The organism is Cupriavidus sp. CP313 (genome assembly GCF_054072015.1).
The window spans coordinates 211758-232720 of the sequence record NZ_JBSVZB010000005.1; the positions used below are offsets into that span (position 1 = coordinate 211758).

At 68.3% G+C, this 20963-nt stretch carries 22 protein-coding genes and 1 pseudogene; 17 read left to right on the forward strand and 6 right to left on the reverse strand.

Features of this window, described 5'->3' with window-relative positions; genetic code table 11:
- The first annotated feature begins 155 nt into the window (after positions 1–155).
- From ACW4E8_RS09565 to ACW4E8_RS09595, 7 genes are all read left to right on the forward strand, one after another.
- Complete coding sequence (locus ACW4E8_RS09565; protein ID WP_456804276.1) at positions 156–1913, forward strand: glutamine--tRNA ligase/YqeY domain fusion protein; 1758 nt, start codon at positions 156–158, stop codon at positions 1911–1913.
- Entirely contained in the window at positions 1913–2155 is a 243-nt protein-coding gene (locus ACW4E8_RS09570; RefSeq protein WP_010813694.1) for an RNA-binding S4 domain-containing protein, read from the forward strand. Before ACW4E8_RS09565 ends, ACW4E8_RS09570 begins: the two co-directional genes overlap by 1 nt.
- A gap of 66 nt (positions 2156–2221) precedes the next feature.
- Positions 2222–2605 (forward strand): MAPEG family protein, encoded by a 384-nt coding sequence (locus tag ACW4E8_RS09575; RefSeq protein ID WP_456804277.1) that lies wholly within the window; start codon positions 2222–2224, stop codon positions 2603–2605.
- A 14-nt stretch (positions 2606–2619) separates the two neighbouring features.
- Entirely contained in the window at positions 2620–3207 is a 588-nt protein-coding gene (locus ACW4E8_RS09580; protein ID WP_456804278.1) for a YceI family protein, read from the forward strand.
- 108 nt (positions 3208–3315) lie between these two features.
- Positions 3316–3624, forward strand: a complete 309-nt coding sequence (locus tag ACW4E8_RS09585; RefSeq protein WP_456804279.1) for a hypothetical protein — start codon at positions 3316–3318, stop codon at positions 3622–3624.
- A 111-nt stretch (positions 3625–3735) separates the two neighbouring features.
- Complete coding sequence (locus tag ACW4E8_RS09590; RefSeq protein WP_456804280.1) at positions 3736–4284, forward strand: YaeQ family protein; 549 nt, start codon at positions 3736–3738, stop codon at positions 4282–4284.
- A gap of 59 nt (positions 4285–4343) precedes the next feature.
- Positions 4344–4691, forward strand: a complete 348-nt coding sequence (locus tag ACW4E8_RS09595; protein WP_456804281.1) for an FKBP-type peptidyl-prolyl cis-trans isomerase — start codon at positions 4344–4346, stop codon at positions 4689–4691.
- An 80-nt stretch (positions 4692–4771) separates the two neighbouring features.
- On the opposite strand, the gene ACW4E8_RS09600 is transcribed toward ACW4E8_RS09595, so the two are convergent.
- Complete coding sequence (locus ACW4E8_RS09600; RefSeq protein WP_013957577.1) at positions 4772–5092, reverse strand: hypothetical protein; 321 nt, start codon at positions 5090–5092, stop codon at positions 4772–4774.
- A gap of 206 nt (positions 5093–5298) precedes the next feature.
- On the opposite strand from ACW4E8_RS09600, the gene ACW4E8_RS09605 reads away from it, so the two are divergent.
- Positions 5299–6105, forward strand: coding sequence for a gamma-glutamylcyclotransferase (locus ACW4E8_RS09605; protein ID WP_456804282.1), 807 nt, complete (start codon positions 5299–5301; stop codon positions 6103–6105).
- A 17-nt stretch (positions 6106–6122) separates the two neighbouring features.
- Positions 6123–6923, forward strand: a complete 801-nt coding sequence (locus tag ACW4E8_RS09610) for an ankyrin repeat domain-containing protein (RefSeq protein ID WP_456804283.1) — start codon at positions 6123–6125, stop codon at positions 6921–6923.
- 81 nt (positions 6924–7004) lie between these two features.
- Here ACW4E8_RS09610 and ACW4E8_RS09615 read toward each other — a convergent pair whose 3' ends face one another.
- The gene (locus ACW4E8_RS09615; protein ID WP_456804284.1) at positions 7005–8720 is read right to left on the reverse strand and encodes a long-chain fatty acid--CoA ligase; all 1716 of its coding nucleotides are present in this window, start codon (positions 8718–8720) and stop codon (positions 7005–7007) included.
- Between the two features lie 239 nt (positions 8721–8959).
- On the opposite strand from ACW4E8_RS09615, the gene trxA reads away from it, so the two are divergent.
- Both trxA and ACW4E8_RS09625 read left to right on the forward strand, forming a co-directional pair.
- Positions 8960–9805: a thioredoxin gene (gene trxA / locus ACW4E8_RS09620; protein ID WP_456804285.1), complete on the forward strand. Its 846-nt coding sequence runs from the start codon at positions 8960–8962 to the stop codon at positions 9803–9805.
- Positions 9806–9874: 69 nt separating this feature from the next.
- Positions 9875–10252: a cupin domain-containing protein gene (locus ACW4E8_RS09625; protein ID WP_013957582.1), complete on the forward strand. Its 378-nt coding sequence runs from the start codon at positions 9875–9877 to the stop codon at positions 10250–10252.
- A gap of 6 nt (positions 10253–10258) precedes the next feature.
- On the opposite strand, the gene ACW4E8_RS09630 is transcribed toward ACW4E8_RS09625, so the two are convergent.
- A complete protein-coding gene (locus ACW4E8_RS09630) occupies positions 10259–10699 on the reverse strand; it encodes a bacteriohemerythrin (RefSeq protein WP_456804286.1) in 441 nt (146 codons plus the stop codon).
- A gap of 122 nt (positions 10700–10821) precedes the next feature.
- On the opposite strand from ACW4E8_RS09630, the gene ACW4E8_RS09635 reads away from it, so the two are divergent.
- Positions 10822–11400 carry an AAA family ATPase gene (locus ACW4E8_RS09635; RefSeq protein WP_456804287.1) on the forward strand — a complete coding sequence of 193 codons (579 nt, stop codon included), beginning with the start codon at positions 10822–10824 and terminating at the stop codon, positions 11398–11400.
- 14 nt (positions 11401–11414) lie between these two features.
- On the opposite strand, the gene tcdA is transcribed toward ACW4E8_RS09635, so the two are convergent.
- A complete protein-coding gene (tcdA, locus tag ACW4E8_RS09640; protein WP_456804288.1) occupies positions 11415–12284 on the reverse strand; it encodes a tRNA cyclic N6-threonylcarbamoyladenosine(37) synthase TcdA in 870 nt (289 codons plus the stop codon).
- A 212-nt stretch (positions 12285–12496) separates the two neighbouring features.
- On the opposite strand from tcdA, the gene ACW4E8_RS09645 reads away from it, so the two are divergent.
- The 5 genes from ACW4E8_RS09645 (at position 12497) to ACW4E8_RS09665 (ending at position 19672) form a co-directional block, all read left to right on the forward strand.
- Positions 12497–14818 carry an AsmA family protein gene (locus ACW4E8_RS09645; RefSeq protein ID WP_456804289.1) on the forward strand — a complete coding sequence of 774 codons (2322 nt, stop codon included), beginning with the start codon at positions 12497–12499 and terminating at the stop codon, positions 14816–14818.
- A gap of 307 nt (positions 14819–15125) precedes the next feature.
- Complete coding sequence (locus tag ACW4E8_RS09650; RefSeq protein WP_456804290.1) at positions 15126–16319, forward strand: MFS transporter; 1194 nt, start codon at positions 15126–15128, stop codon at positions 16317–16319.
- 145 nt (positions 16320–16464) lie between these two features.
- Complete coding sequence (gene pdxH / locus ACW4E8_RS09655) at positions 16465–17103, forward strand: pyridoxamine 5'-phosphate oxidase (protein WP_456804291.1); 639 nt, start codon at positions 16465–16467, stop codon at positions 17101–17103.
- Between the two features lie 232 nt (positions 17104–17335).
- Positions 17336–18577: a class I SAM-dependent methyltransferase gene (locus ACW4E8_RS09660; RefSeq protein ID WP_456804292.1), complete on the forward strand. Its 1242-nt coding sequence runs from the start codon at positions 17336–17338 to the stop codon at positions 18575–18577.
- Positions 18578–18592: 15 nt separating this feature from the next.
- A complete protein-coding gene (locus ACW4E8_RS09665; RefSeq protein ID WP_456804293.1) occupies positions 18593–19672 on the forward strand; it encodes a DUF72 domain-containing protein in 1080 nt (359 codons plus the stop codon).
- Between the two features lie 91 nt (positions 19673–19763).
- Here ACW4E8_RS09665 and msrA read toward each other — a convergent pair whose 3' ends face one another.
- Both msrA and ACW4E8_RS09675 read right to left on the reverse strand, forming a co-directional pair.
- Positions 19764–20306, reverse strand: a complete 543-nt coding sequence (gene msrA, locus ACW4E8_RS09670; protein ID WP_456804294.1) for a peptide-methionine (S)-S-oxide reductase MsrA — start codon at positions 20304–20306, stop codon at positions 19764–19766.
- A 78-nt stretch (positions 20307–20384) separates the two neighbouring features.
- Positions 20385–20951, reverse strand: a pseudogene (locus ACW4E8_RS09675) (class I adenylate-forming enzyme family protein); the annotation flags it as partial.
- Positions 20952–20963: the final 12 nt, after the last annotated feature.

Sequence of the window (20963 nt, forward strand, 5' to 3'; positions counted from 1 at the left end):
GCAGCGCAAATCCGGGATATGGGCGGAAATCCGCGGCGGCTCGCGGCGTGCGGCGGCTCCGGCACGGTAAAATCCCGTTATTGGCATTCCGCCACGCAATCTGACGACCCGGCCCCAAGCACCCAGACGCTTCCGGCCGGCCAACCGGCGCCATCATGAGCCACGACAACAAGCCTACCGACAGCACCCCCGCCGCCTCCAACTTCCTGCGGAGCATCATCGACCAGGACCTCGCCGCCAGCACCTATGCCGGCCGCCAGGACAAGGCCGGCGAGCCGCTGCCGACCGTCATCACCCGCTTCCCGCCGGAGCCCAACGGCTACCTGCATATCGGCCACGCCAAGAGCATCTGCCTGAACTTCGGGCTGGCGCGCGACTACGGCGGCCGCTGCCACCTGCGCTTTGACGACACCAACCCGGTCAAGGAAGACACCGAATACGTCGATTCGATCATCGACGCGGTGCACTGGCTGGGCTTTTCCTGGGACAGCGAGGGCAAGGACGGCGCCAAACAGCCGCACCTGTACTACGCCAGCGACTACTTCGACCAGCTCTACGCCTTTGCCGAGACCCTGATCGAGCGCGGCGCCGCCTATATCGACAGCCAGAGCGCCGAGCAGATCGCCGCCAGCCGCGGCAATTTCTCCGAGCCGGGCAAGCCCTCGCCCTACCGCGACCGCAGCGTCGAAGAGAACCTGCAGCTGTTCCGCGACATGCGCGCCGACAAATACGCCGACGGCGAGCACGTGCTGCGCGCGAAGATCGACATGACCGCGCCCAATATCGTGATGCGCGACCCGGTGCTCTACCGCATCCGCCATGCGCATCACCACCGCACGGGCGACAAGTGGTGCATCTACCCGATGTACGACTTCACCCACTGCATCTCGGACGCGCTGGAGAACATCACGCACTCGCTGTGCACGCTGGAGTTCGAGAACAACCGCCCGCTGTACGACTGGGTGCTGGAGCACCTGCGCGACAGCGGCGTGTTCCGCGACCCGCTGCCGCACCAGTATGAGTTCGCACGCCTGAACCTGACCTACGCCATCACCAGCAAGCGCAGGCTCAAGCAGCTGGTCGACGAGCAGCGCGTGGACGGCTGGGACGATCCGCGCATGCCCACGCTGGTGGGCGTGCGCCGCCGCGGCTACACCCCGGAATCGATCCAGCTGTTCTGCGACCGCGTGGGCGTGGCCAAGGCCGACAGCTGGATCGACATGAGCACCCTCGAAGGCGCGGTGCGCGACGACCTGGACGGCCGTGCCGCGCGCGGCGTGGCCGTGCTGGACCCGCTGCGCCTGGTGATCGACAACTACCCCGAAGGCCAGAGCGAAGAGTGCTCGGCGCCGGTGCACCCGAAGCAGCCGGAACTAGGCCGCCGCGTGTTCCCACTGTCGCGCGAGCTGTGGATCGAGCGCGAGGACTTCAACGAGACCCCGCCCAAGGGCTACTTCCGCCTGTTCCCCGGCAACAAGGTGCGGCTGAAGTACGGCTATGTCATCGAGTGCACCGGCGTGGACAAGGATGCCGACGGCAACGTGATCGCCGTGCGCGCCAGCTACCTGCCCGAAACCAAGAGCGGCACGCCGGGCGCCGACAGCGTCAAGGTGAAGGGCGTGATCCACTGGGTCAGCGCGGCGCACGCGTACGAGGCCGAAGTGCGCCTGTACGACCGCCTGTTCAACGACCCCAACCCGGATGCCGGCGGCAAGAACTTCCTGGATACGCTCAACCCGGATTCCAAGCAGGTGATCACCGCCTACCTGGAGCCGGGCCTGCGCGAGGCGCAGCCGGAAGACCGCTTCCAGTTCGAGCGCCATGGCTACTTCGTTGCCGACCGCAGCGATTCGCAGCCGGGCAAGCCAGTCTTCAACCGCATCGTCGGTCTGAAAGACAGCTGGGGCAAGTGATGGCCAAACCTGGCAAGGCAGCCGTGCAAACCATCACCTTCCCGCTCGAGGGCGAGTTCATCGCGCTCAATGACCTGCTCAAGCTGGCGGGCGTGTGCGACAGCGGCGGCGCCGGCAAGGCGCTGGTCGCCGCCGGCGAAGTCTCGGTGGACGGCGCGCCCGAATCGCGCAAGACTGCCAAGATCCGCGCCGGGCAGGTGGTGGGCCTGGCGGGCATCGAGATCCGCGTGGTCGCCGCCTGACTGCGCGGGCCGGGCCGGTGGCGCCAGTGATGGCGGCGCCGGCATTGCAACCGAAAGGACTGGACTATGCCGATCGCTTTCTGGTGCGTGCTGCTGGCCGGCATCCTGCCGCTGGCGACGGTGGCCATCGCCAAGGCCAGCGGGCCTGGCTATGACAACCATGACCCGCGCGGCTGGCTGGAGCAGCAGTCCGGCCGCGCGCGCCGCGCCGACATGGCGCACCGCAACCACTTCGAGGCCTTCCCCTTCTTTGCCGCCGCCGTGCTGGCCGCCAGCCAACTGCAGGCGCCGCAGGCCCGCATCGACGAGCTGGCGGTGGTTTTCATCGTGGCCCGCCTGCTCTACACCGTGTGCTACGTGACCGACCGCGCCACGCTGCGCACGCTGTGCTGGACCATCAGCTACCTGTCGGTGGTGGGGATGTTCCTGCTGCCCGTGTTTGTCCACTGAACGCCGACTGAGCCATGGCCGCACGCACGCTGGCACTTGCTGCCGCCCTGGGCATCACCGCTGCGCAGGCGGCGCCGCTTGAATACACCATCGATCCGGCGCACACCACCGTCTATTTTTCCGCCAGCCATTTCGAGCGCAGTTCGGTGCGCGGGCGCTTCGGCAAGATCGACGGGCGCCTCGTCTATGACGCGGACAGCGGCGCCGGCGCACTCGACGTGACCGTGGACCTGGCCTCGGTCGATACCGGCAACCGCACCCTGGACGGCGTGCTGCGTTCGGCACAATTCTTCGATACTGCCCAGCACCCGGTGGCGCGGCTGCGCGCGAACCGCTTCCTGATGGAAGGCGGCCGGTTGGCCGCCGTGGAAGGTGAGCTGACGCTGCACGGCGTCACGCAGCCACTGCGCCTGCAGGCCGAGCGCTTCCGCTGCGGCGAGGTGACCCTGTTCGGCGTGAGCCGGCAGGTCTGCGGCGGCGACTTCCGCGCCGAGGTGCCGCGCAGTGCCTTTGGCATGACCCGCTTCCTGCCCGAGGTAGGCGACACCGTGACGCTGCAAGTGGCGATCGAGGCATCGCCCGCGGGCAGCACCCCACAGTAACCCTATTCGTCACCTTTGGCGCAAATTTCTCTTGTAGAATCAGCGCTTTGCCCAATTCCCGCCACGCTCGCCTGCGTGTGCCTGATGGGGGCGCGCGAGACCGAGACCATGTACGACATCCATTCCGGCGACATCGTGGCCGCCGCACTGGCAGCTGCCGGTGCCTGCCTGGCCTGCAGCATTCCGGGCGACTTCCTGCGCCGCTTCCCGCTGTGGGCAGTGCAGACCTACGGCCGCGGCGCGCTGCTGATGCCGTTCCTGGCGATGATGGTCGGCACCTGGCTGTTCCGCCTCGGGGTGGCCGGCCAGATCGACACCACCGCCGGGCAGGCGCTGATCGTTGCCGCCGGCTTCCTGAGCACGCTGCTGCTGTCGGCGCTGCTGCGCTTCTACCTCAAGGAATACCGCAAGCGCTGAGCCGCGGCGCCAGTATGCCGGGCCGGCAAGCCGTGTCCGGCAAATGGCGTATGATGCGGCCTTTTGCGTCTCCCGCACCCCAGCCGGGGCGCCTGCCGCACACTTCACCTCATGGCGCTCAAATCCACCATCTTCAAAGCTGACCTGTCGGTCTCCGACATGGACCGGCCCTACTACGGCAGCCACAGCCTGACCATCGCCCAGCACCCGTCCGAGAATGACGCGCGCATGATGGTGCGCCTGCTGGCCTTTGCCTGCGAAGCCACCGAAACGCTGACCTTCACGCGCGGCCTGGACGAACCCGACGAACCCGACCTGTGGGACAAGCGCCTGACCGGCGACATCGCCCACTGGGTCGAACTGGGCCAGCCCGACGAAGCGCGCCTGAAGCGCGCCGCGGCCCGCGCCGAGCGCGTGACCGTCTATACCTACAACGCCGCCAGTGCGCGCGAATGGTGGAAGGGCATGGCGGGCAAGGCCGGCAAGCTGCGCAACGTCACCATCTACAATGTCCCGGCGGAAGCGGTCGAAGCCCTGGCCGCGCTGGCGCAGCGCGCCATGCGCCTGTCGGTGACGATCCAGGACGGCGACATCTGGGTGGCCGACGACGACCGCAATGTGCAACTGACGCTGGATGTGCTCCAGCGCGCCCAAGCCTGAACGCAGCCGCGCTGCGTTCTCCTCTCACCACGTCTGTTCCCATCGGAAGGAAATACGCCATGCAAACCACGCCCTCTGGCCTGCAATACGAAGACACCACCGTCGGCGCCGGCGCCGAAGCCACCGCCGGCAAGCACGTCACCGTGCACTACACCGGCTGGCTCTACGAGAACGGCCAGGCTGGCCGCAAGTTTGATTCGAGCAAGGACCGCAACGACCCGTTCGTGTTCCCGCTGGGTGCCGGCCATGTGATCCGCGGCTGGGACGAAGGCGTGCAGGGCATGAAGGTGGGCGGCGTGCGCCGCCTGGTGATCCCGGCCGACCTCGGCTACGGTGCCCGCGGCGCCGGCGGCGTGATCCCGCCGAACGCTACCCTGCTGTTTGAAGTGGAACTGCTGGCGATCTAAGCCGGCAAGAAGGTTGTCGCGCCTGCACAGGCAGGGGCGACAACCCCGGCAACTACCCGTTTTGCTGGCGCGCCCGCGCCTCAGAACCCGATGGCGGCGTTGCCGACATCGACGCGGACCTTGTCCCGGTCCAGCAGCCGCGCCGCATGGCGGGCATAGTCCTGCGCCCAGGCAGGATCGCCGGAGAAGCGCGCTTCTCCGGAAAACTTGGCGACATTCAGGATCTTGTCGATCACCAGCACCTTGCCGACCGGGCTCGACGCCTGGCAGTCCAGCTCGGTGTATTCCCGGTCGAACCAGCGCCACGCGGCGTCCTCGGTGACCGCGGCCAGCTCGTCCGTGCCGATCGTGAAGTCATATTCCTTGCCGCTGCCGAACACCACCGTAAGCGTACGTGCCATCGCAGGTTCCCCCTGGTCGGATTGAGGCCCCCATTGTAAGGACATGGCAGCCGCACGGGCCAGCAATTCGCGGCTGCCTGATCGCGGACAAAGGTGGGGCAGCGCTCGTCCGCCGCGAGTGACAGAGACGGCACGCCGCCGCAACCGTTGCGAAGCGCCCACACCCGCCCCGCTCGCTCAGCCAATTCCGAGGAAAACTGGCACTTATGTCATTTCCCCCACCTTCCCGTGGCGCAGCTTTGATTTATGCTTGCAGCATGGCCATCACGCGACAGGACCTTGAATCCGACCATCTGCGCACCTCGCTGTGCAGTACTCCGGTCGCGTCCTCGCTGCTGCCGGAAGCCGTGCTGGAACAGTCACTGTCCGATACGCTGGCGCGCCGTCCGGAAGATCCCGCGCTTGACGGCGATGTCTTGTTGTTCGGCTATGGCTCGCTGATCTGGAACCCGATGGTGGTGCACACCGAGCGCCAGCGCGCCACGGTGCACGGCTACCACCGCGGCTTCTACCTCTATTCCCGCATCAACCGGGGCACCTGGGACAACCCGGGCCTGGTGCTGGGCCTGGACCGCGGCGGCTGCTGCCACGGCATGGTGTTCCGCATCCCCAGCCATGTGGTCGAGCAGGAATTCCGCGTGCTGTGGCGCCGCGAGATGCTGACCGGGGCCTACCATCCGCGCTGGCTGCGCATCCGCATCGGGGATGGCTGCGCGCCTGAGCAGCGCGCCCTCGCCTTCGTCATGAACCGTTCGCACGAGGCCTACGCTGGCCGGCTGCCGGATCTCAGCGTGGTCGAGCGCCTGCGCCACGCTGCCGGACTGTACGGCCCCGCGCGCGAATACCTGCAGCAAACCCTGCTGGGCCTGGCCACCAACGGTGTCGACGATCCCTACCTGGGCCGGCTCTGGCGCCAGCTGCAGGCCGACGATGCCGCCGACGCCGAGCGCGCTGCGCACGCCGCCCTCGACGACACAGCGCCCCTGCCGGCCAGCCCCCACGAAATCGTCTGAGCCAAGGAGCTGCCGCCATGACGCGCCCCGCCGCCCGCACCCGCAGACAGGCACTCAACGAGCTGCTGGGCCTGATGGGATTGCTGATGGGGGGCGGCCTGCTGGCGGCCCAGGGCGGGCAGACCCTGGCGGCACGGCCCGCCGGCGGCGCGGCCAGCCAGCCCGCCGCCCGCCCGCCGCGCAGCGCGGCCATGGAGCCGCCGCTACGCCGCGACGCCATCGGCACGCTCGACCGCAACCTGATCACCGCCGCCAGCGCCGGCGACCAGGAACTGGTGGCGCGCCTGCTGGCCGCCGGCGCCTCGGCGCGCGCGGCCGACGAGCGCGGGCGCAGCGCCCTGCTGGCGGCCGTGCAGAACCGGCACGCCGAAGTCGCGCGCACGCTGCTGCTGGCCGGCGCCGATGTGAACCTGAAGGACGCCGATGCCAACAGCCCCTTCCTGCTGGCAGCCGCCACCGGCCAGGCCGACATGGTGCGCCTGGCGCTGGCGCACGGCGCCGACCTGGCCAGCACCGACCGCTATGACGGCACCGCGCTGATCGCCGCCAGCCAGCACGGCCATGTGGAAGTGGTGAAGCTGCTGCTGAAGGCCGGCGTTGCCGTGGACCATGTCAACGACCTGGGCTGGACCGCGCTGCTCGAGGCGGTGGTCCTGGGCGATGGCAGCACCCGCTACGAGGAAACGGTGCAGTTGCTGCTGGATGCCGGCGCTGACGCCAACCTCGCCGACCGCGAAGGCGTGACGCCCACGCGCCATGCGCGCGAGCGGGGCTACAAGACGATGGTGAGGATGCTGATGCGGGTGCGGGGGCATTGAGGCCAATTGAGGGCCGGCACCGCGTGAACGAAAAAAGGCTGGTCGATCGACCAGCCTTTTTCATTGGCTACCCCGGCTGCCTCAGGCCGCGGGCTTCTCCCCTGCGCCGGTGTTGCGCGCATTCTCGCTTTCCTGCAGATGGCGCCACATCACCTTGCCGGTGCCCGACTTCGGCAGCGCCTCAACGAACTCCACCACGCGCGGGTACTTGTAGGCGGCCATGTTCTCCTTGGCCCATTCGATGATGGCTTCCGGCGTGGTCTTGCCCTTGGCATGGGCGCGCAGCACCACCACCGCCTTGACGGTCTCGCCGCGGTACGGGTCGCGCGTGCCGATGATGCAGGCCTCCTGCACGTCCGGATGCTTGTACAGCAGGTTCTCCACCTCGGCCGGCCACACCTTGAAGCCCGACGCATTGATCATGCGCTTGAGGCGGTCGGTGATGAAGTAGTAGCCCTCCTCGTCCATGCGGCCCAGGTCGCCGGTGCGGAAGAAGGTCTTGCCCTCGAACTCGATAAAGGCGTCGCGGGTGGCGTCTTGCTTGCCCCAGTAGCCCTTGAACACCTGCGGGCCGCTGACGATGATCTCGCCGATCTCGTTGGGCGGCAGTTCCTTGAGCGTGACCGGATCGACCACGCGCGCGTCGGTGTTGAAGGTCGGCACGCCCAGGCACTGCAGCTTGGGCCGGTCCGACGGGTTGCTGTGCGTCGGCGCCATGGTCTCGGACAGGCCGTAGCCTTCCAGGTAGTTCAGCCCGAACTGCTCGCGCAGGCGCTCGGCCACGGCCTGCGGCATGGCCGCGCCGCCGCCGCCGATATAGCGCAGGCTGGACAGGTCGAACTGGGCCATGTTGGGGCTGGCCAGGAAGTCGATCACCATGGTCGGGATATTGGTCCAGTGCGTGACCTGGTAGCGCGAGATCAGGCGGCCGGCCACCTCGCGGTCCCAGCGCGGCAGCATCACCACGGTGGCGCCGCTGTAGATTGGACCGTTCATGCCGTACTGCATGCCGGTGACGTGGAACAGCGGCAGCACCGACAGGATCACCGATTCGGCGCCCGAGCCCGACCAGGTCGCGCCGCCGACGATGTTGTGCATCACAGAACGGTGCGTATGGATGCAGCCCTTGGGGAAGCCGGTGGTGCCCGAGGTGTAGGGCATCACCGCCATGTCGTCCGGGCCGGCGGTGTGCGGGCCGGGCTGCAGGCCGGCGCCCAGCGCCTCGCGCCACGCGGTGGCGCCCGCGGGAAGCGGATGCGGCGTGGTCAGCCAGGCCGGCGGCGCGTCTTCCGGGTGTTCGTGGGTGGGCGGCAGTGCATCGGCATACTGGGTCACCAGCAAATGCTGCAGGCGCTCGGCCGGCGCCAGCTCCGCCTGCGCCTGCTCGACCCCGGCGGCCAGGTCGGCGGTGAAGATCGCCACGCGCGCCTGCGCATCGGTCACGTAATGCTTGAATTCCTCGGCGCGGTTCATCGGGTTGACCGGCACCACCACCGCGTCGGCGCGCAGGATGGCGTAGTAGCTGACGATGAACTGCGGGCAGTTCTGCATGTACAGCAGCACCCGGTCACCCTTCTTCACGCCCGCTTTCTCCTGCAGCCAGCCGGCCAGCGCGGTGGCCTGCGCCTCCAGTTCACGGAAGGTGATGGCATTGCCGAAGTAGCGGATCGCGGCCTTGTCGGCATAGCGGAGCGCCGAGACTTCCAGGTTGGCCCACAGCGAGGTTTCCGGCAGCACGATGGCGGTCGGCAGGCGCTTCGGCCAGAACTGGAAATGCGGGCGAGCTGGGGTCTGCATGCAACGTCTCCTGTGCGGTCTCGCGGACCGGGTCTTTCGGTATGGTCAAGGACTATAACTGAACGATCGTTCTATTTTCAACCACAGACTTTCCCGGACACTGCGGGCGCGGTATTGGCACAGGGCGTTGCATTCGGCGCCTTCGCCCTCACAATAGGGGTACAGATTGCCCTGACTTGCCCCTGCGGGCGGCCCGCCCAGGCTGGCCGCACCCGCCTCTCCCCGATCCAGGATTTCCCATGAGCGACGTCACCCTGCAGAATTTCGAAACCGAAGTGATCGAGGCCTCGCGCCAGGCGCCCGTGCTGGTCGACTTCTGGGCGCCGTGGTGCGGCCCCTGCCGCACGCTGGGCCCGATGCTGGAACGGCTGGAGACCGAGGCCGGCGGCCAGTGGAAGCTGGTCAAGGTCAATGTCGACGAGAACCAGGACCTGGCCGCGCACTTCGGCGTGCGCAGCATCCCGCACGTGGTGGCGATTGCCGACGGCCAGGCGGTGGACCAGTTCATCGGCGTGCTGCCCGAGTCCGGCCTGCGTGAATTCCTGGGGCGGCTGATGCCCAAGCCCGCGCAGGCGGCCCTGCATGACGCGCTGCAACTGGCCGCCGAGGGCGACCGGGCCGGCGCCGAGGCGAAGTTCGACGAAGCCATTGCGCTCGACCCCGATACCGACGCCGCCCGGCTGGCCTATATCGGCTTCCTGCTGGACGGCAATGCGATCACCGAGGCCAAGTCGCAGTTCGAGGCCCTGTCGCCGCAGGCCGCGCAGCAGGACGCCTATGCCGCGCTGCGCATGCGCGTGGACGCGATGGAGAGCCTGTCCGGCCTGCCAGACGAGTCCACCCTGAGCGGGCGCATTGCCGCCGACCCGCGCGACCTGGCGGCGCGGCTGGACCTGGCCAGGCTGCTGATCGCGCGCCAGCAGTACGAGCCGGCGCTGGAGCAGTTGCTGGAAATCGTGCGCACCGACCGCACCTTCGAGGACGATATCGGCCGCATGACCATGCTGTCGGTGTTCGAGATGCTGGCCGACCGGCCCGACGTGGTGTCTCGCTGGCGCCGCCAGCTGAGCACGGCGCTGAACTGAGCGGCCGGGCTGCGGCCCCGGCGCGGTAAACTGGCGGACTCAGTTCCGCCATTTTTCTTGCCATCCGCCATGCCAGCGCCCCGCCTGATCGACTTCAAGACCGAGCCCGCCCCCAGCCACGACCGCCCGCGCCCAGACCGGCTGGTGTCAGGCAACCCCGACCGCACCACCTGGACGCACTACAGCGCGCAGCACGGCGATTTCGACTGCGGCATCTGGGCGTGCGAGCCCGGCGCGTGGCGCATCGCCTTCCCGGCCGGCAAGGAAGAGTTCTTCCATGTCATCAGCGGCCGGATCCGCATCAGCGACGATGCCGGCCAGGCCAGCGACTTCGGCCCCGGCGACGCCTGCGTGATCCCGGCTGGCTTTACCGGGCTGTTCGAGGTGCTGGCACCGGTGCGCAAGTATTTCGTGGTGATCGACCGCGACGCCGCCCACCCGGCCTGACTGCGCTCAGGCCGCGGTGACGGGGCCTTCGACCAGCGTGAAGCCGTGCTCGCGCATATGCTCCACCATCATCGCGTCCATCGACTTGACGTGATGGTCGAACCAGCCTGAGAGCTCGGCCACCAGCCGGCGGCCCAGCTGGAACTCGGCATCGGTGTGCACCTTGTCGCGCACCGCGGCGGCCACGGCCAGCACCTGCTGGTGCTCGCCCGCGTGGCAATGGCGCGGGCCGAAGCCCATCGCCTCCATCCACTGCTCTTCCTGGGCGAAATGATGGCGGGTATGGTCGATCCATTCGTCCATCGCCGCCAGGAAGCCGGCGTCGTCGGCGCCGGCCACCGCGGCCAGCAGCTGCACGAACTCGGCATGGGTGGCGTCGGTGACCGGTTCGCCCAGATGGAGGTGGTCCGGCAGGGCGGCGGAGGAAAGCTGGTCTTTGGCGTCCATGGGATCGACGGCAATCGTGGGGAAAACGGCAAGGATACCGAATCGGCGCGGCCCGGGCCTGATCTGGCGCAAGCCAGGGGTATGCTGTGGGCGATGCGCCCTGTCCGCTACACCTATCCCTCATGCCACGACTGATCTTCTTCTGCGGCCATGCCGGCACCGGCAAGACCACCCTCGCCCACCGCCTGATCGGCCCGCTGATGCAGGCCACCGGCGAGCCCTTCTGCCTGCTCGACAAGGACACCCTCTACGGCCGCTACAGCGCCGCGGCCATGGCGGCCATCACCGGCGACCCCAATGACCGCGACAGCCCGGCCTACCTGGACAACCTGCGCGACCCGGAATACCAGGGCCTGCTCGACACCGCGCGCGAGAACCTGGCGCTGGGCATCAGCGTGATCGTGATCGGCCCGCTGTCGCGCGAGGTCAAGGCCCACCTGCTGCATGACCCCGACTGGCTGCACGTGCCCGCCGGCACCACGGCGCGCACGGTCTGGGTCCACCTGCCGGAAGACGAGGCCCATGCGCGCATCGTCCGGCGCGGCAATCCCAACGACGCCTACAAGCTGGGCCACTGGGAGGCCTACCGCACCCGGCGCTTCATGCCGGCACCCGAGGACTATCCGGAACTGATCTTCTTCGACAACCAGGCACCCGGCGACGCCGAGATCGACGGGCTGCTGCGCGCGCTGAGCGCCTGAGCGGCCGAGCGGCTTCAGCCGCGCGCGATCTCGCCGATCACCGCCGACGCCGCGACAAAGCCGAACACCGCCGTCACCGCCACCGACGAGCCAAAGCCCGCGCACGCCAGCCCCTGCGGGCCGCGCATGGCTGTCTGGCCCGGCTGCCCGTCCACCGGCGGCGCCTCGTCGATCTCGCAGGCCTGCTGCTCGGGTTCGGGATATTGCAGCGGCTCGTCCGAATAGACCGCCGCAATGCCGAACTTTTTCTTCGGGTCGCGCGTAAAGCCCCATTGCTTGCGCAGGCCGGCGCGCACCTTGGACAGCAGCGGGTCCTGGATCGTGCGCGCCAGGTCGTCGATACGCACGCGCGTGGGGTCGAGCTGGCCACCCGCGCCGCCGCAGGTGATCACCGGCACGCCCTGGCGCCGGGCCCAGCCGAGCATCCCGGTCTTGACGCGCACCGCATCGATGGCGTCGATCACGTAGTCATAGCCGGCGCCGAGCAGCTCGGGCACGTTGTCCGGCGTGACGAAATCATCGACCTGCGTCACCTGGCAGCGCGGGTTGATGGCCACGATGCGCTCGGCCATCGCCTCGACCTTGGCGCGCCCGTAGGCATCGCCCAGCGCATGGATCTGGCGGTTGGTGTTGGACAGCGCGATATGGTCCAGGTCGATCAGCGTGATGCGCCCGACCGCATTGCGCGCCAGTGCCTCGGCCGCCCAGCTGCCGACGCCGCCAATGCCGACCACGCACACGCTGGCCGCCTCCAGGCGGGCCAGGCCGGCGGCGCCATAGAGCCGTGCCACGCCGCCGAAGCGGCGGTGGTAGTCATCTTCGGCCGGGCTTTCGTGGGTCAGCGGCTCGGGCAGGCCGGCCAGGTCGTGTGCGGCATCGTTCATGCTGGAGGAATCGGGTCGATGGAGATCGGCAGGGTCGGCGCCCGGCTGCGCCGGGGCAAGAATCCGGCGTTTTCCGGCGGCGATGTCAGCCAATCCCCGACAAAGACAGGAAGCGCGCAACTATACAATAGACGTGCAGTGGTCCGTTCGCCGCCCCGCGCTGGCGTGGGCGGCCCCGGACCTGCCCCCCGCCAGACAGGAGAGCCCGCCTCATGCCCGTGCGCCGCAAGGTTGTTCTGTGGAGTGTGCTGACACCGGTTGCGCTGATCGCGCTGCTGGTGGTCGTGATCCTGACCTTCGACTGGAACCGCCTCAAGCCCTGGCTCAACGACCGCGTCTCGGAGGCCATCAGCCGGCCCTTTGCCATCAACGGCGACCTGACCGTGACCTGGCGCCACGGCGAGGGCGAGAAAGGCTGGCACACCCTTGTGCCGTGGCCGCGGCTGTCGGCGCGCGACATCACCATCGGCAATCCCGACTGGGCCAAGCAGCCCAGTATCGCCACCGTGCGCGAGCTGATCTTCGTGCTGCGCCCGGTGCCGCTGCTGACCCACCAGATCGCGGTACCCACCATCGTCATCGACAGCCCCGCGGTGTGGCTGGAGCGGCTGCCCGACGCCCGCAACAACTGGACCTTCGAATTTGGCCCCAAGCAGGGCACCTCCGAGTGGGAGCTCGATATCGGCGAGGTGGTGCTGGCGCGCGGCAACCTGACGCTGTCGGACCAGCTGGAGAAGATCGAACTGCAGGCCGAGCTCGACACCATCGGCGAGCGCCCGCTCTATGACAAGGCCCGCGACGGCGCGCTGGTGACGCCGGAAGCGCCCGCGGTGGCGCCAGGCCCGCCCGCCAGCGCGGTGGCGGCTTCGGCACCCGGCGCCTCCGGTCCGCCGGCCTCGGCCACCGCCGCCAACGGCCGCTACGGCGTGCGCTGGAAAGCCACCGGCCGCTACAACGATGCCACCATCAACGCCAGCGGCAAGGCCGGCACGGTGCTGAGCCTGCGCAATACCAACACGCCCTTCCCGATCCAGGCCGACGTGCGCGTGGGCACCACCCGCGCGGTGATCGAAGGCACGGTGACCAATCCCGCCCACCTGGCCGCGCTGGACGTGCACCTGACGCTGGCCGGCGACAGCATGGCCAGGCTCTATGCGCTGACCGGCGTGGTGCTGCCGTCCACGCCGCCGTATGAGACCCGCGGCCGGCTGATGGCAACGCTGCGCAAGCAAGGCTCGGTCTACGAGTACCAGAAGTTCACCGGCCGCGTCGGCGGCAGCGACCTGTCCGGCACGCTGACCTTCACCAAGCGTGACCCGCGTCCGCTGCTGGCGGGCAACCTGGTGTCGAACCAGCTGCGCTTTGTCGACCTGGCCCCGCTGATCGGCGCCGATGCCAAACCCGGCCGCCCCGCCAAGGACAGCCCGGTAGCCCAGCCCTCCGACAAGGCGCTGCCGGTGGCCCCGTTCCGCACCGAGCGCTGGGACGAGATCGACGCCGACGTACGCTTTACCGGCAAGCGCATCATCCGCGATGCCGACCTGCCGGTCACCGACCTGGTCACGCACCTGAAGCTGGAGGACGGCGTGCTGCTGCTGGACCCGCTGAATTTCGGCGTGGCCGGCGGCAACCTGGTGTCGACCATGCGCCTGGACGGCAAGCGCGAGCCGATGGGCGCCATGGTTGACATGACCGCGCGCCACATGAAGCTCAAGCAGCTGTTCCCCACCTTTGACCTGATGCGCGCCAGCATCGGCGAACTCAACGGCAGCGCCAAGCTCTCGGCCACCGGCAATTCAGTGGCGGCGCTGATGGCCTCTTCCAACGGCGAAGCCAAGCTGCTGGTCGAGAACGGCACGGTCAGCAAGTTCCTGCTTGAAGCGATGGGGCTGAACGTGGGCAGCGTGGTGATCCGCAAGCTGTTCGGCGACAGGCCGGTGCGGATCAACTGCGGCGTCAGCGACTTTGCCTTCACCAACGGCATCGCGCGCGCGCGCACCTTCGTGCTGGATACGGACGATGCGGTGATCGAGACCACCGGCGGCATCGACCTGCGCAATGAAAAGCTGGCGCTGACCATCCACCCGGACTCCAAGGGCGTGCGCGTGTTCTCGCTGCGCTCGCCGCTGTACGTGGGCGGCACCATGAAGAAGCCGTCCGTCAGCCCCGATATCGGGGTGCTGGCGCTGCGCGCCGGCGGCGCGCTGTCGCTGGCGCTTCTGGCACCGGTGGCGACGGCGGTGCTGCCGCTGGTGGACCTGTCCCCGGGCGGCGAAGACAACCTGTGCGCAACGCTGCTGGCCGACCTGCGCAAACGCCCGGTCGCGCCGCCACCGGGCAAGACCTACAAGGATCCGGGGACCGGCAAGAGCGGCATGGTCGCAGGCAAGCCGATTCCGAAGGAAACGCCGGGCACCGCCGCGCAGGCTGACGCCCAGACCCGCCAGCCCGCACGCCCCGGCGAGCGCGACGAGCGCAAGCCGGCGCCGGCGCCGGCGCGCCCGGCCAACGATGCCCTGTACAAGGGCGGTTGAGGTGCGTGCGAACCATGGCGCGTCGCCTGGCGGCCACATGTCCGCCCTTGTCTGAAGCAAAATCGCAACACTTTGCCCCGCTGCGACATCCTGCCGCACGCAGCCGTTGTGCCGCGCCCACGCCCGGCGCATAATTAAACGGCCATTTACAAGAAGTTTAAGCATGGCAAGCATCGGATGCGGTGCGGGCTCGCCCGTGTTGCCTCCTTCGAAAGGCGCGGCCACGGCCGCCCTGTTTTTCCGCCTCGGCACGGCCGCGCCGGCCGCCACGAGCGCGGTCTCACGACGCCACTCGCCGCCCCGCCCCATGACGCTGTCGCACGCCGCCGTCCCGCCGATCACCTGGCTGATCGCACTGACGGTGTGCAACCACTTGGCCTTCAATGCCAGCCGCGTGGTGGTGTCGCTGTTCGCGATTTCCCTCCAGGCTTCCACTGTCACGCTCGGCGTGCTGATGTCGCTGTATGCGGTGCTGCCGATGCTGCTGGCGATCCGCGCCGGCAAGCGCATCGACCAGATCGGGCCGCGCAAGCCGATGACCGCGGGCTCGCTGATGGTGGTGGCGGGCACGCTGCTGCCGGCGCTCTGGCACGACCTCGGCGCGCTGTACCTGTCATGCGCGCTGATCGGCGTGGGCTTCATGCTGGTGCAGGTGGCGATGCAGCTGCTGATCGGCCAGGTCTCCACCAATGAGACCCGCCTGCGCAACTACACCTGGCATGCGCTGGGGCTGTCGGTGTCCGGCACGCTCGGGCCGGTGGCGATGGGCTACGTGATCGAGCATGCGGGCTTCCGCCCCGCCTTCATGGTGCTGGTGGCGGTGGCGCTGGTCGGCCAGGCCGGCCTGCAATGGGTGCGTCCGCGCCTGCCGGCGCAAGGCGGCAATGCCGGGCGCATAGCCATCGAGGACGGCAGCCGCCGCTCCACGCTGGACCTGCTGCAGCATCCCGAACTGCGCGCGGTGTTCATCGCCAGCGCGGTGCTGTCCGCCGCATGGGACCTGCACGCCTTCCTGATCCCGATCCAGGGCTCGCGCATCGGCCTGTCGCCGTCGTCGATCGGCTGGGTGCTGGGCGCTTTCGCCATGGCCACCTTTGCCATCCGCGTGGCGATGCCGGCGGTGTCGCGCCGGCTCTCGGAGTGGAAAATCATCCGCACCGCGCTGCTGGTGGGCGCGCTGGCCTACCTGGCCTACCCCTTCGTCACGCACTTCTGGCCGATGTGCGGGCTCGCCTTCGTGCTGGGCCTGGCGCTGGGCAGCGCCCAGCCCAATGTCATGAACATCCTGCACGCGGCGTCGCCGCACGGCCGCGCCGGCGAGGCGCTGGGCCTGCGCTCGGCGGTGCTCAATACCAGCCAGGTGGTGTGGCCGCTCACGTTTGGCGTGGTCGGCACGGCGCTGGGCATGCTGCCGATCTTCCTGTCGATGGCGGGCGCGATGGGCGCGGCCGGTTACTACTCGCGGCGCCAGGGGCGCAAGGTGCTGCCACCGCCGGTTTAGCCCCCGCGGCAGGTGGCGCTGCCGATACGCTTGTCGCCACGCAAATGCGATCCCCGATGCATTCGCTATACTCGAATCAGCCGGACCTGCGGCCCCCGCCCCCGGGCGCACCGCGCATCCCGACCGATATCCTGATGATTGCGACATGACTCAACTTGCCGACCTTCGCCGTACCTATGTGCTGGGCTCGCTGTCCGAAACCGACGTAGCGCCCGACCCGATGAGCCAGTTCAAACGCTGGTTCGACGAGGCGGTCACGGCCAAGCTGCCCGAACCCAATGCCATGACCCTGGCCACGGTCGACGCCGACGGCCAGCCGTCCGCGCGCATCGTGCTGCTCAAGGGCATCGACGACCGGGGCTTCACCTTCTTCACCAACTACGAAAGCCGCAAGGGCCTGGACCTGGCGGCAAACCCGCGCGCGGCGCTGCTGTTCCACTGGGTGCAGCTGGAGCGCCAGGTACGCGTCGAAGGCCACGTCGAGAAAGTCTCGGACGACGAGAGCGACGCCTATTTCGCCACGCGCCCGCTGGGCTCGCGCGTGGGCGCCTGGGCCTCTGCGCAAAGCCGCGAGGTGCCCGGCCGCGACGTGCTGGAGCAGCGCGAGCAGGAATACCGCAGCAAGTTCGGCGAAAACCCGCCGCGCCCGCCGCACTGGGGCGGCTACCGCCTGGTGCCGACCGCGCTGGAGTTCTGGCAGGGCCGCCCGTCGCGGCTGCACGACCGTATCGCCTTCCGCCTGCAACCCGGCGGCGACTGGCAGATCGTGCGGCTGTCGCCCTGAGGAGGCTGGCGCGCGTCTGAACATGCGCCAACAGCGCCGAACGGGTCGGTAGTGGGGTCTTCTGGACGGTGCGCTGCACAAGCTGCGGAATTGAACTAAAGTGAGACAGGCGTCGCTTGGTTACTCTTTTCCTGCAGCGTTCGCGACGGATTGGGCAAGGTTCCAGCTCAGTACCAACCTTGCCTGATGCGTCGGCCGAAGCGTGTGCCGCAACCATCGGGAGGTAAAGCGCATGTTTTTCAAGCAAGCCCTGGAAAAGCAACTCGACAACTGGATCGCCGACCTGCGAGAAAATGCCAATCTGCCGGTCAGCTTGCGGCTGTGGAATGGCACCGAATACCCGCTCGGGCACTTCGACAAGCCGGCTGTCACGCTGACCATACGCGAGGCCGCGGCCCTGCCGCTGCTGCTGACGCCGAGCCTGGACAACCTCGGCGAAGCGTATGTGCAGGAGAAAATCGACTTCGAGGGCAGGCTGACGGACATCATCAAGGTCGCCTACGACTTCTCGGCCGCGGCCACGCACCGCGCCGGCGGCGCGCTGTTCAAGGTGGCGCAGCACTTCGCGCATACCAAGCAGGAAGACAAGAACTCGATCCAGTACCACTACGACGTCTCCAACGACTTCTACAAGCTCTGGCTCGATCCCAACATGGTCTACTCCTGCGCCTACTTCGAGCACGGCGACGAAGACCTGGCCACGGCGCAACTCAAGAAGATCGACCACATCCTGACCAAGATCCGGCTGCAGCCGGACCAGACGCTGCTGGACATCGGCTGCGGCTGGGGCGCGCTGGTGCTGCGCGCCGCGCAGAAGTTCGGGGCGCGCTGCGTGGGCATCACGCTTTCGCAGAACCAGTTCGACCTGGCCACCGAGCGCGTCAAGGCCGCGGGCCTGTCCGACCGCATCGAGATCCGGCTGCAGGACTACCGCGACACCGCCGGCACCTTCGACCGCATCACCAGCGTCGGCATGTTCGAGCATGTGGGCAAGGACAACCTGCCCGGCTACTTCAGCCGCATCCGCGAACTGCTGGCCGACGACGGCTATGTGATGAACCACGGCATCACCTCGCCCGACCCGGACAACGGCGCGACGCCGATGGACGGCGCCGAGTTCATGGACCGCTATGTGTTCCCGCAGGGCGAGCTGCCGCATATCGGGCTGGTGCTGCGCACGCTGCAGCAAGGCGGCCTGGAAGCCTTCGACGTCGAACTGCTGCGCCGCCACTACGCGCAGACGCTGCACCACTGGGCCGACAACTTCGAGGCCCGCGGCGACACCATCCGCAGCATGGTCGGCGAGAAAAAATACCGCATCTGGCGGGTCTACCTGGCCGGCTGCGCGCATGCCTTCGAGACCGAGAAGATGTCGATCTACCAGGTGGTCTGCCACAAGGCCCGGCTGCCGGCCGATACGCTGCCGTGGTCGCGCCACTATATCTACGACCAACCCATTGGCCGCAACGACTGAAGGCAACGCTGGCGATTGACTGAAGACCTCTTTGGCGGGCTGCCCCTGCCCACCCCACCTGCCCCTCCGGAACGGCCCGCCTCCCACCCGGGCGCGGCCGTCCCGCCCGCCCCCTCCGGCAAACCCGCGCGCGGCAAGAGCGTGCAACCCGCACAGGCGGACGAAGCCCTGCGCGCGCTCGCTGCACGGCTGCCATCGAACCTGTACTTCGGCACGTCCTCCTGGGCCTACCCCGGCTGGAACGGGCTGGTCTATGACGGCGACTACGGCGACAGCCTGCTGTCACGCAAGGGCCTGGCCGCCTATTCGCGCCACCCCCTGCTGCGCGCCGCCGGCATCGACCGCGGCTTCTACGGGCCGATCCCGCTGGCGGACTACCTGTCCTACGCCGCGCAGGTCCCCGACGGCTTCCGCTTCCTGGTCAAGGCACCCGCCAGCGTCTGCGATGCCTGGCTGCGCGGCTCCGACGGCGCCGGCCGGCTGGCCAACGCCGCCTTCCTGGATGCGGAGATCGCGGTGCGCGACTTCATCGTGCCCGCCACCAGCGGGCTGGGCAGCAAATGCGGGCCGCTGCTGTTCCAGCTGTCGCCGATGGGTCCGCTGGCCGACAGCGCCGTGTTCCTGGAACGGCTCGACGCCTTTCTGGGCGCGCTGCCGGCGCTCGATCCGTCGATCACCCCGCATGCGTGCTACACGGTAGAGTTGCGCGACCCGGCACTGCTGACGCCACGCTACATCCGGCTGCTACGCCGTCACGGGGTGCGCTTCTGCCTGTCGGCACGCGACCGCCTGCCGCCGGTCCCGCGCCAGGCCGCGGCGCAGGCGGTGATGGACGAGGAAGCGCCGGGTCCGCTGATCCTGCGCTGGATGCTGCATGGGGGCCGGCCCTATTCGTACGCGGAAAAGCTGTATGCGCCATTCGACCGCATCGTCGACGACGACCCCGATACCCGACATGCCATTGCAGACGTGGTGGCGCGCACGCTGCGCGCCGGGCAGCCGGCCATCGTCATCGTCAGCAACAACGCCGAAGGCTGCGCGCCGCTGAGTTGTGTGCGGCTGGCTGAGGCGATCGTTGCGAGGTTGGAGGGGTGAATTGGCTGATGCTGTAGAAAGCCGAATGGCACAGTAGGGAAGCCTCGTGCTTCTGGCATCCCGATCTCGCCGACCGCATGGCGCCAGCCCCCTACTTCCTCAACTTCCCCCCAAACTGCTTTCGAAACTTGGCCAATTTCGGCGAGATCACAAAGGCACAGTACCCCTGGCTCGGATGGTCCTGATAGTAGTTCTGGTGACTTGCCTCAGCGCGCCAGTAGGGCTGCTCCGGCTCGACTTGCGTAACAATCGGCGCATCAAAAACCTTGGCAGCAGCCAACTCCCGCATCACGTATTCCGCCGTAGCCCGCTGCGCCTCCGAATGCGTAAAGATCGCCGACCGATACTGCGGCCCCACATCGTTACCCTGCCGGTCCGGCGTGGTCGGGTCGTGGATGGCGAAGAAGATCTCCAGGATCTGGCGAAAGTTGATCACCGACGGATTGAAGGTGACACGCACCACCTCGACGTGCCCGGTATCACCGTCGCAAACCTGCTGGTAAGTCGGGTGATCCACATGCCCGCCGGTATAACCGGACTCCACCGCCACCACGCCATCGACCTGCTGGTAAACCGCTTCCAGGCACCAGAAGCACCCGCCGCCCAGCGTGGCCGTTTCAAGTCCATGTTCCATTTGCGCCGCTCCCTTGCGTTGTCGTCTGTGGTGTCACGGCCTCAAGCATAAGCGCAGACCGGCACCTTTGCAGTGGATTCAGCCAGGCTGGCGCTGCGCCTCCAGCATCGCGCGCAGTTGCGGCTTGAGCACCTTGCCCAGCGCGCTGCGCGGCAGGTCGTCCAGCAGCACCACCTCGCGTGGCAGCTTGAAGCGGGCAATGCGCGTGGCCAGCAGTTCGCGCAGCGGCTCCGCCCCCAGCGCGTCGCGCGGCGCGCCCGGCGCGGGCACGATCACCGCCACCGGCACCTCGCCCCAGCGCGCATCGGCCACGCCGACGACCGCGCACTCCTGCACGCCGGGCAGGCCGACCAGCACGTTCTCGATCTCGGCGGGGTAGATGTTCTCGCCACCCGAGATGATCATGTCCTTGCTGCGGCCGACGACTTCGATGCAGCCGCCGGCATCGCGGTGCGCGAGGTCGCCGGAATGGAACCAGCCGTCGGCCAGGCCGTTATCAGGCTGGTTCCAGTAGCCAGCCATCACGTTGGCGCCGCGCACCCAGAGTTCACCGACTGCGCCCTGCGCCACCTCGGCACCGTCCGGGCCGGCCAGCCGGACTTGCGCCTCCGGCTGCGGCCAGCCGGCATAGCCAGGCCGGGCAACCAGCGCCGCCCC

Excerpts from the sequence above, each read along its gene's own strand:
- ACW4E8_RS09565 (WP_456804276.1), top strand. The coding sequence starts at position 156 with ATGAGCCACGACAACAAGCCTACCGACAGCACCCCCGCCGCCTCCAAC.
- ACW4E8_RS09570 (WP_010813694.1), top strand. The coding sequence starts at position 1,913 with ATGGCCAAACCTGGCAAGGCAGCCGTGCAAACCATCACCTTCCCGCTC.
- ACW4E8_RS09575 (WP_456804277.1), top strand. The coding sequence starts at position 2,222 with ATGCCGATCGCTTTCTGGTGCGTGCTGCTGGCCGGCATCCTGCCGCTG.
- ACW4E8_RS09580 (WP_456804278.1), top strand. The coding sequence starts at position 2,620 with ATGGCCGCACGCACGCTGGCACTTGCTGCCGCCCTGGGCATCACCGCT.
- ACW4E8_RS09585 (WP_456804279.1), top strand. The coding sequence starts at position 3,316 with ATGTACGACATCCATTCCGGCGACATCGTGGCCGCCGCACTGGCAGCT.
- ACW4E8_RS09590 (WP_456804280.1), top strand. The coding sequence starts at position 3,736 with ATGGCGCTCAAATCCACCATCTTCAAAGCTGACCTGTCGGTCTCCGAC.
- ACW4E8_RS09595 (WP_456804281.1), top strand. The coding sequence starts at position 4,344 with ATGCAAACCACGCCCTCTGGCCTGCAATACGAAGACACCACCGTCGGC.
- ACW4E8_RS09600 (WP_013957577.1), bottom strand. The coding sequence starts at position 5,092 with ATGGCACGTACGCTTACGGTGGTGTTCGGCAGCGGCAAGGAATATGAC.
- ACW4E8_RS09605 (WP_456804282.1), top strand. The coding sequence starts at position 5,299 with ATGTCATTTCCCCCACCTTCCCGTGGCGCAGCTTTGATTTATGCTTGC.
- ACW4E8_RS09610 (WP_456804283.1), top strand. The coding sequence starts at position 6,123 with ATGACGCGCCCCGCCGCCCGCACCCGCAGACAGGCACTCAACGAGCTG.
- ACW4E8_RS09615 (WP_456804284.1), bottom strand. The coding sequence starts at position 8,720 with ATGCAGACCCCAGCTCGCCCGCATTTCCAGTTCTGGCCGAAGCGCCTG.
- trxA (WP_456804285.1), top strand. The coding sequence starts at position 8,960 with ATGAGCGACGTCACCCTGCAGAATTTCGAAACCGAAGTGATCGAGGCC.
- ACW4E8_RS09625 (WP_013957582.1), top strand. The coding sequence starts at position 9,875 with ATGCCAGCGCCCCGCCTGATCGACTTCAAGACCGAGCCCGCCCCCAGC.
- ACW4E8_RS09630 (WP_456804286.1), bottom strand. The coding sequence starts at position 10,699 with ATGGACGCCAAAGACCAGCTTTCCTCCGCCGCCCTGCCGGACCACCTC.
- ACW4E8_RS09635 (WP_456804287.1), top strand. The coding sequence starts at position 10,822 with ATGCCACGACTGATCTTCTTCTGCGGCCATGCCGGCACCGGCAAGACC.
- tcdA (WP_456804288.1), bottom strand. The coding sequence starts at position 12,284 with ATGAACGATGCCGCACACGACCTGGCCGGCCTGCCCGAGCCGCTGACC.
- ACW4E8_RS09645 (WP_456804289.1), top strand. The coding sequence starts at position 12,497 with ATGCCCGTGCGCCGCAAGGTTGTTCTGTGGAGTGTGCTGACACCGGTT.
- ACW4E8_RS09650 (WP_456804290.1), top strand. The coding sequence starts at position 15,126 with ATGACGCTGTCGCACGCCGCCGTCCCGCCGATCACCTGGCTGATCGCA.
- pdxH (WP_456804291.1), top strand. The coding sequence starts at position 16,465 with ATGACTCAACTTGCCGACCTTCGCCGTACCTATGTGCTGGGCTCGCTG.
- ACW4E8_RS09660 (WP_456804292.1), top strand. The coding sequence starts at position 17,336 with ATGTTTTTCAAGCAAGCCCTGGAAAAGCAACTCGACAACTGGATCGCC.
- msrA (WP_456804294.1), bottom strand. The coding sequence starts at position 20,306 with ATGGAACATGGACTTGAAACGGCCACGCTGGGCGGCGGGTGCTTCTGG.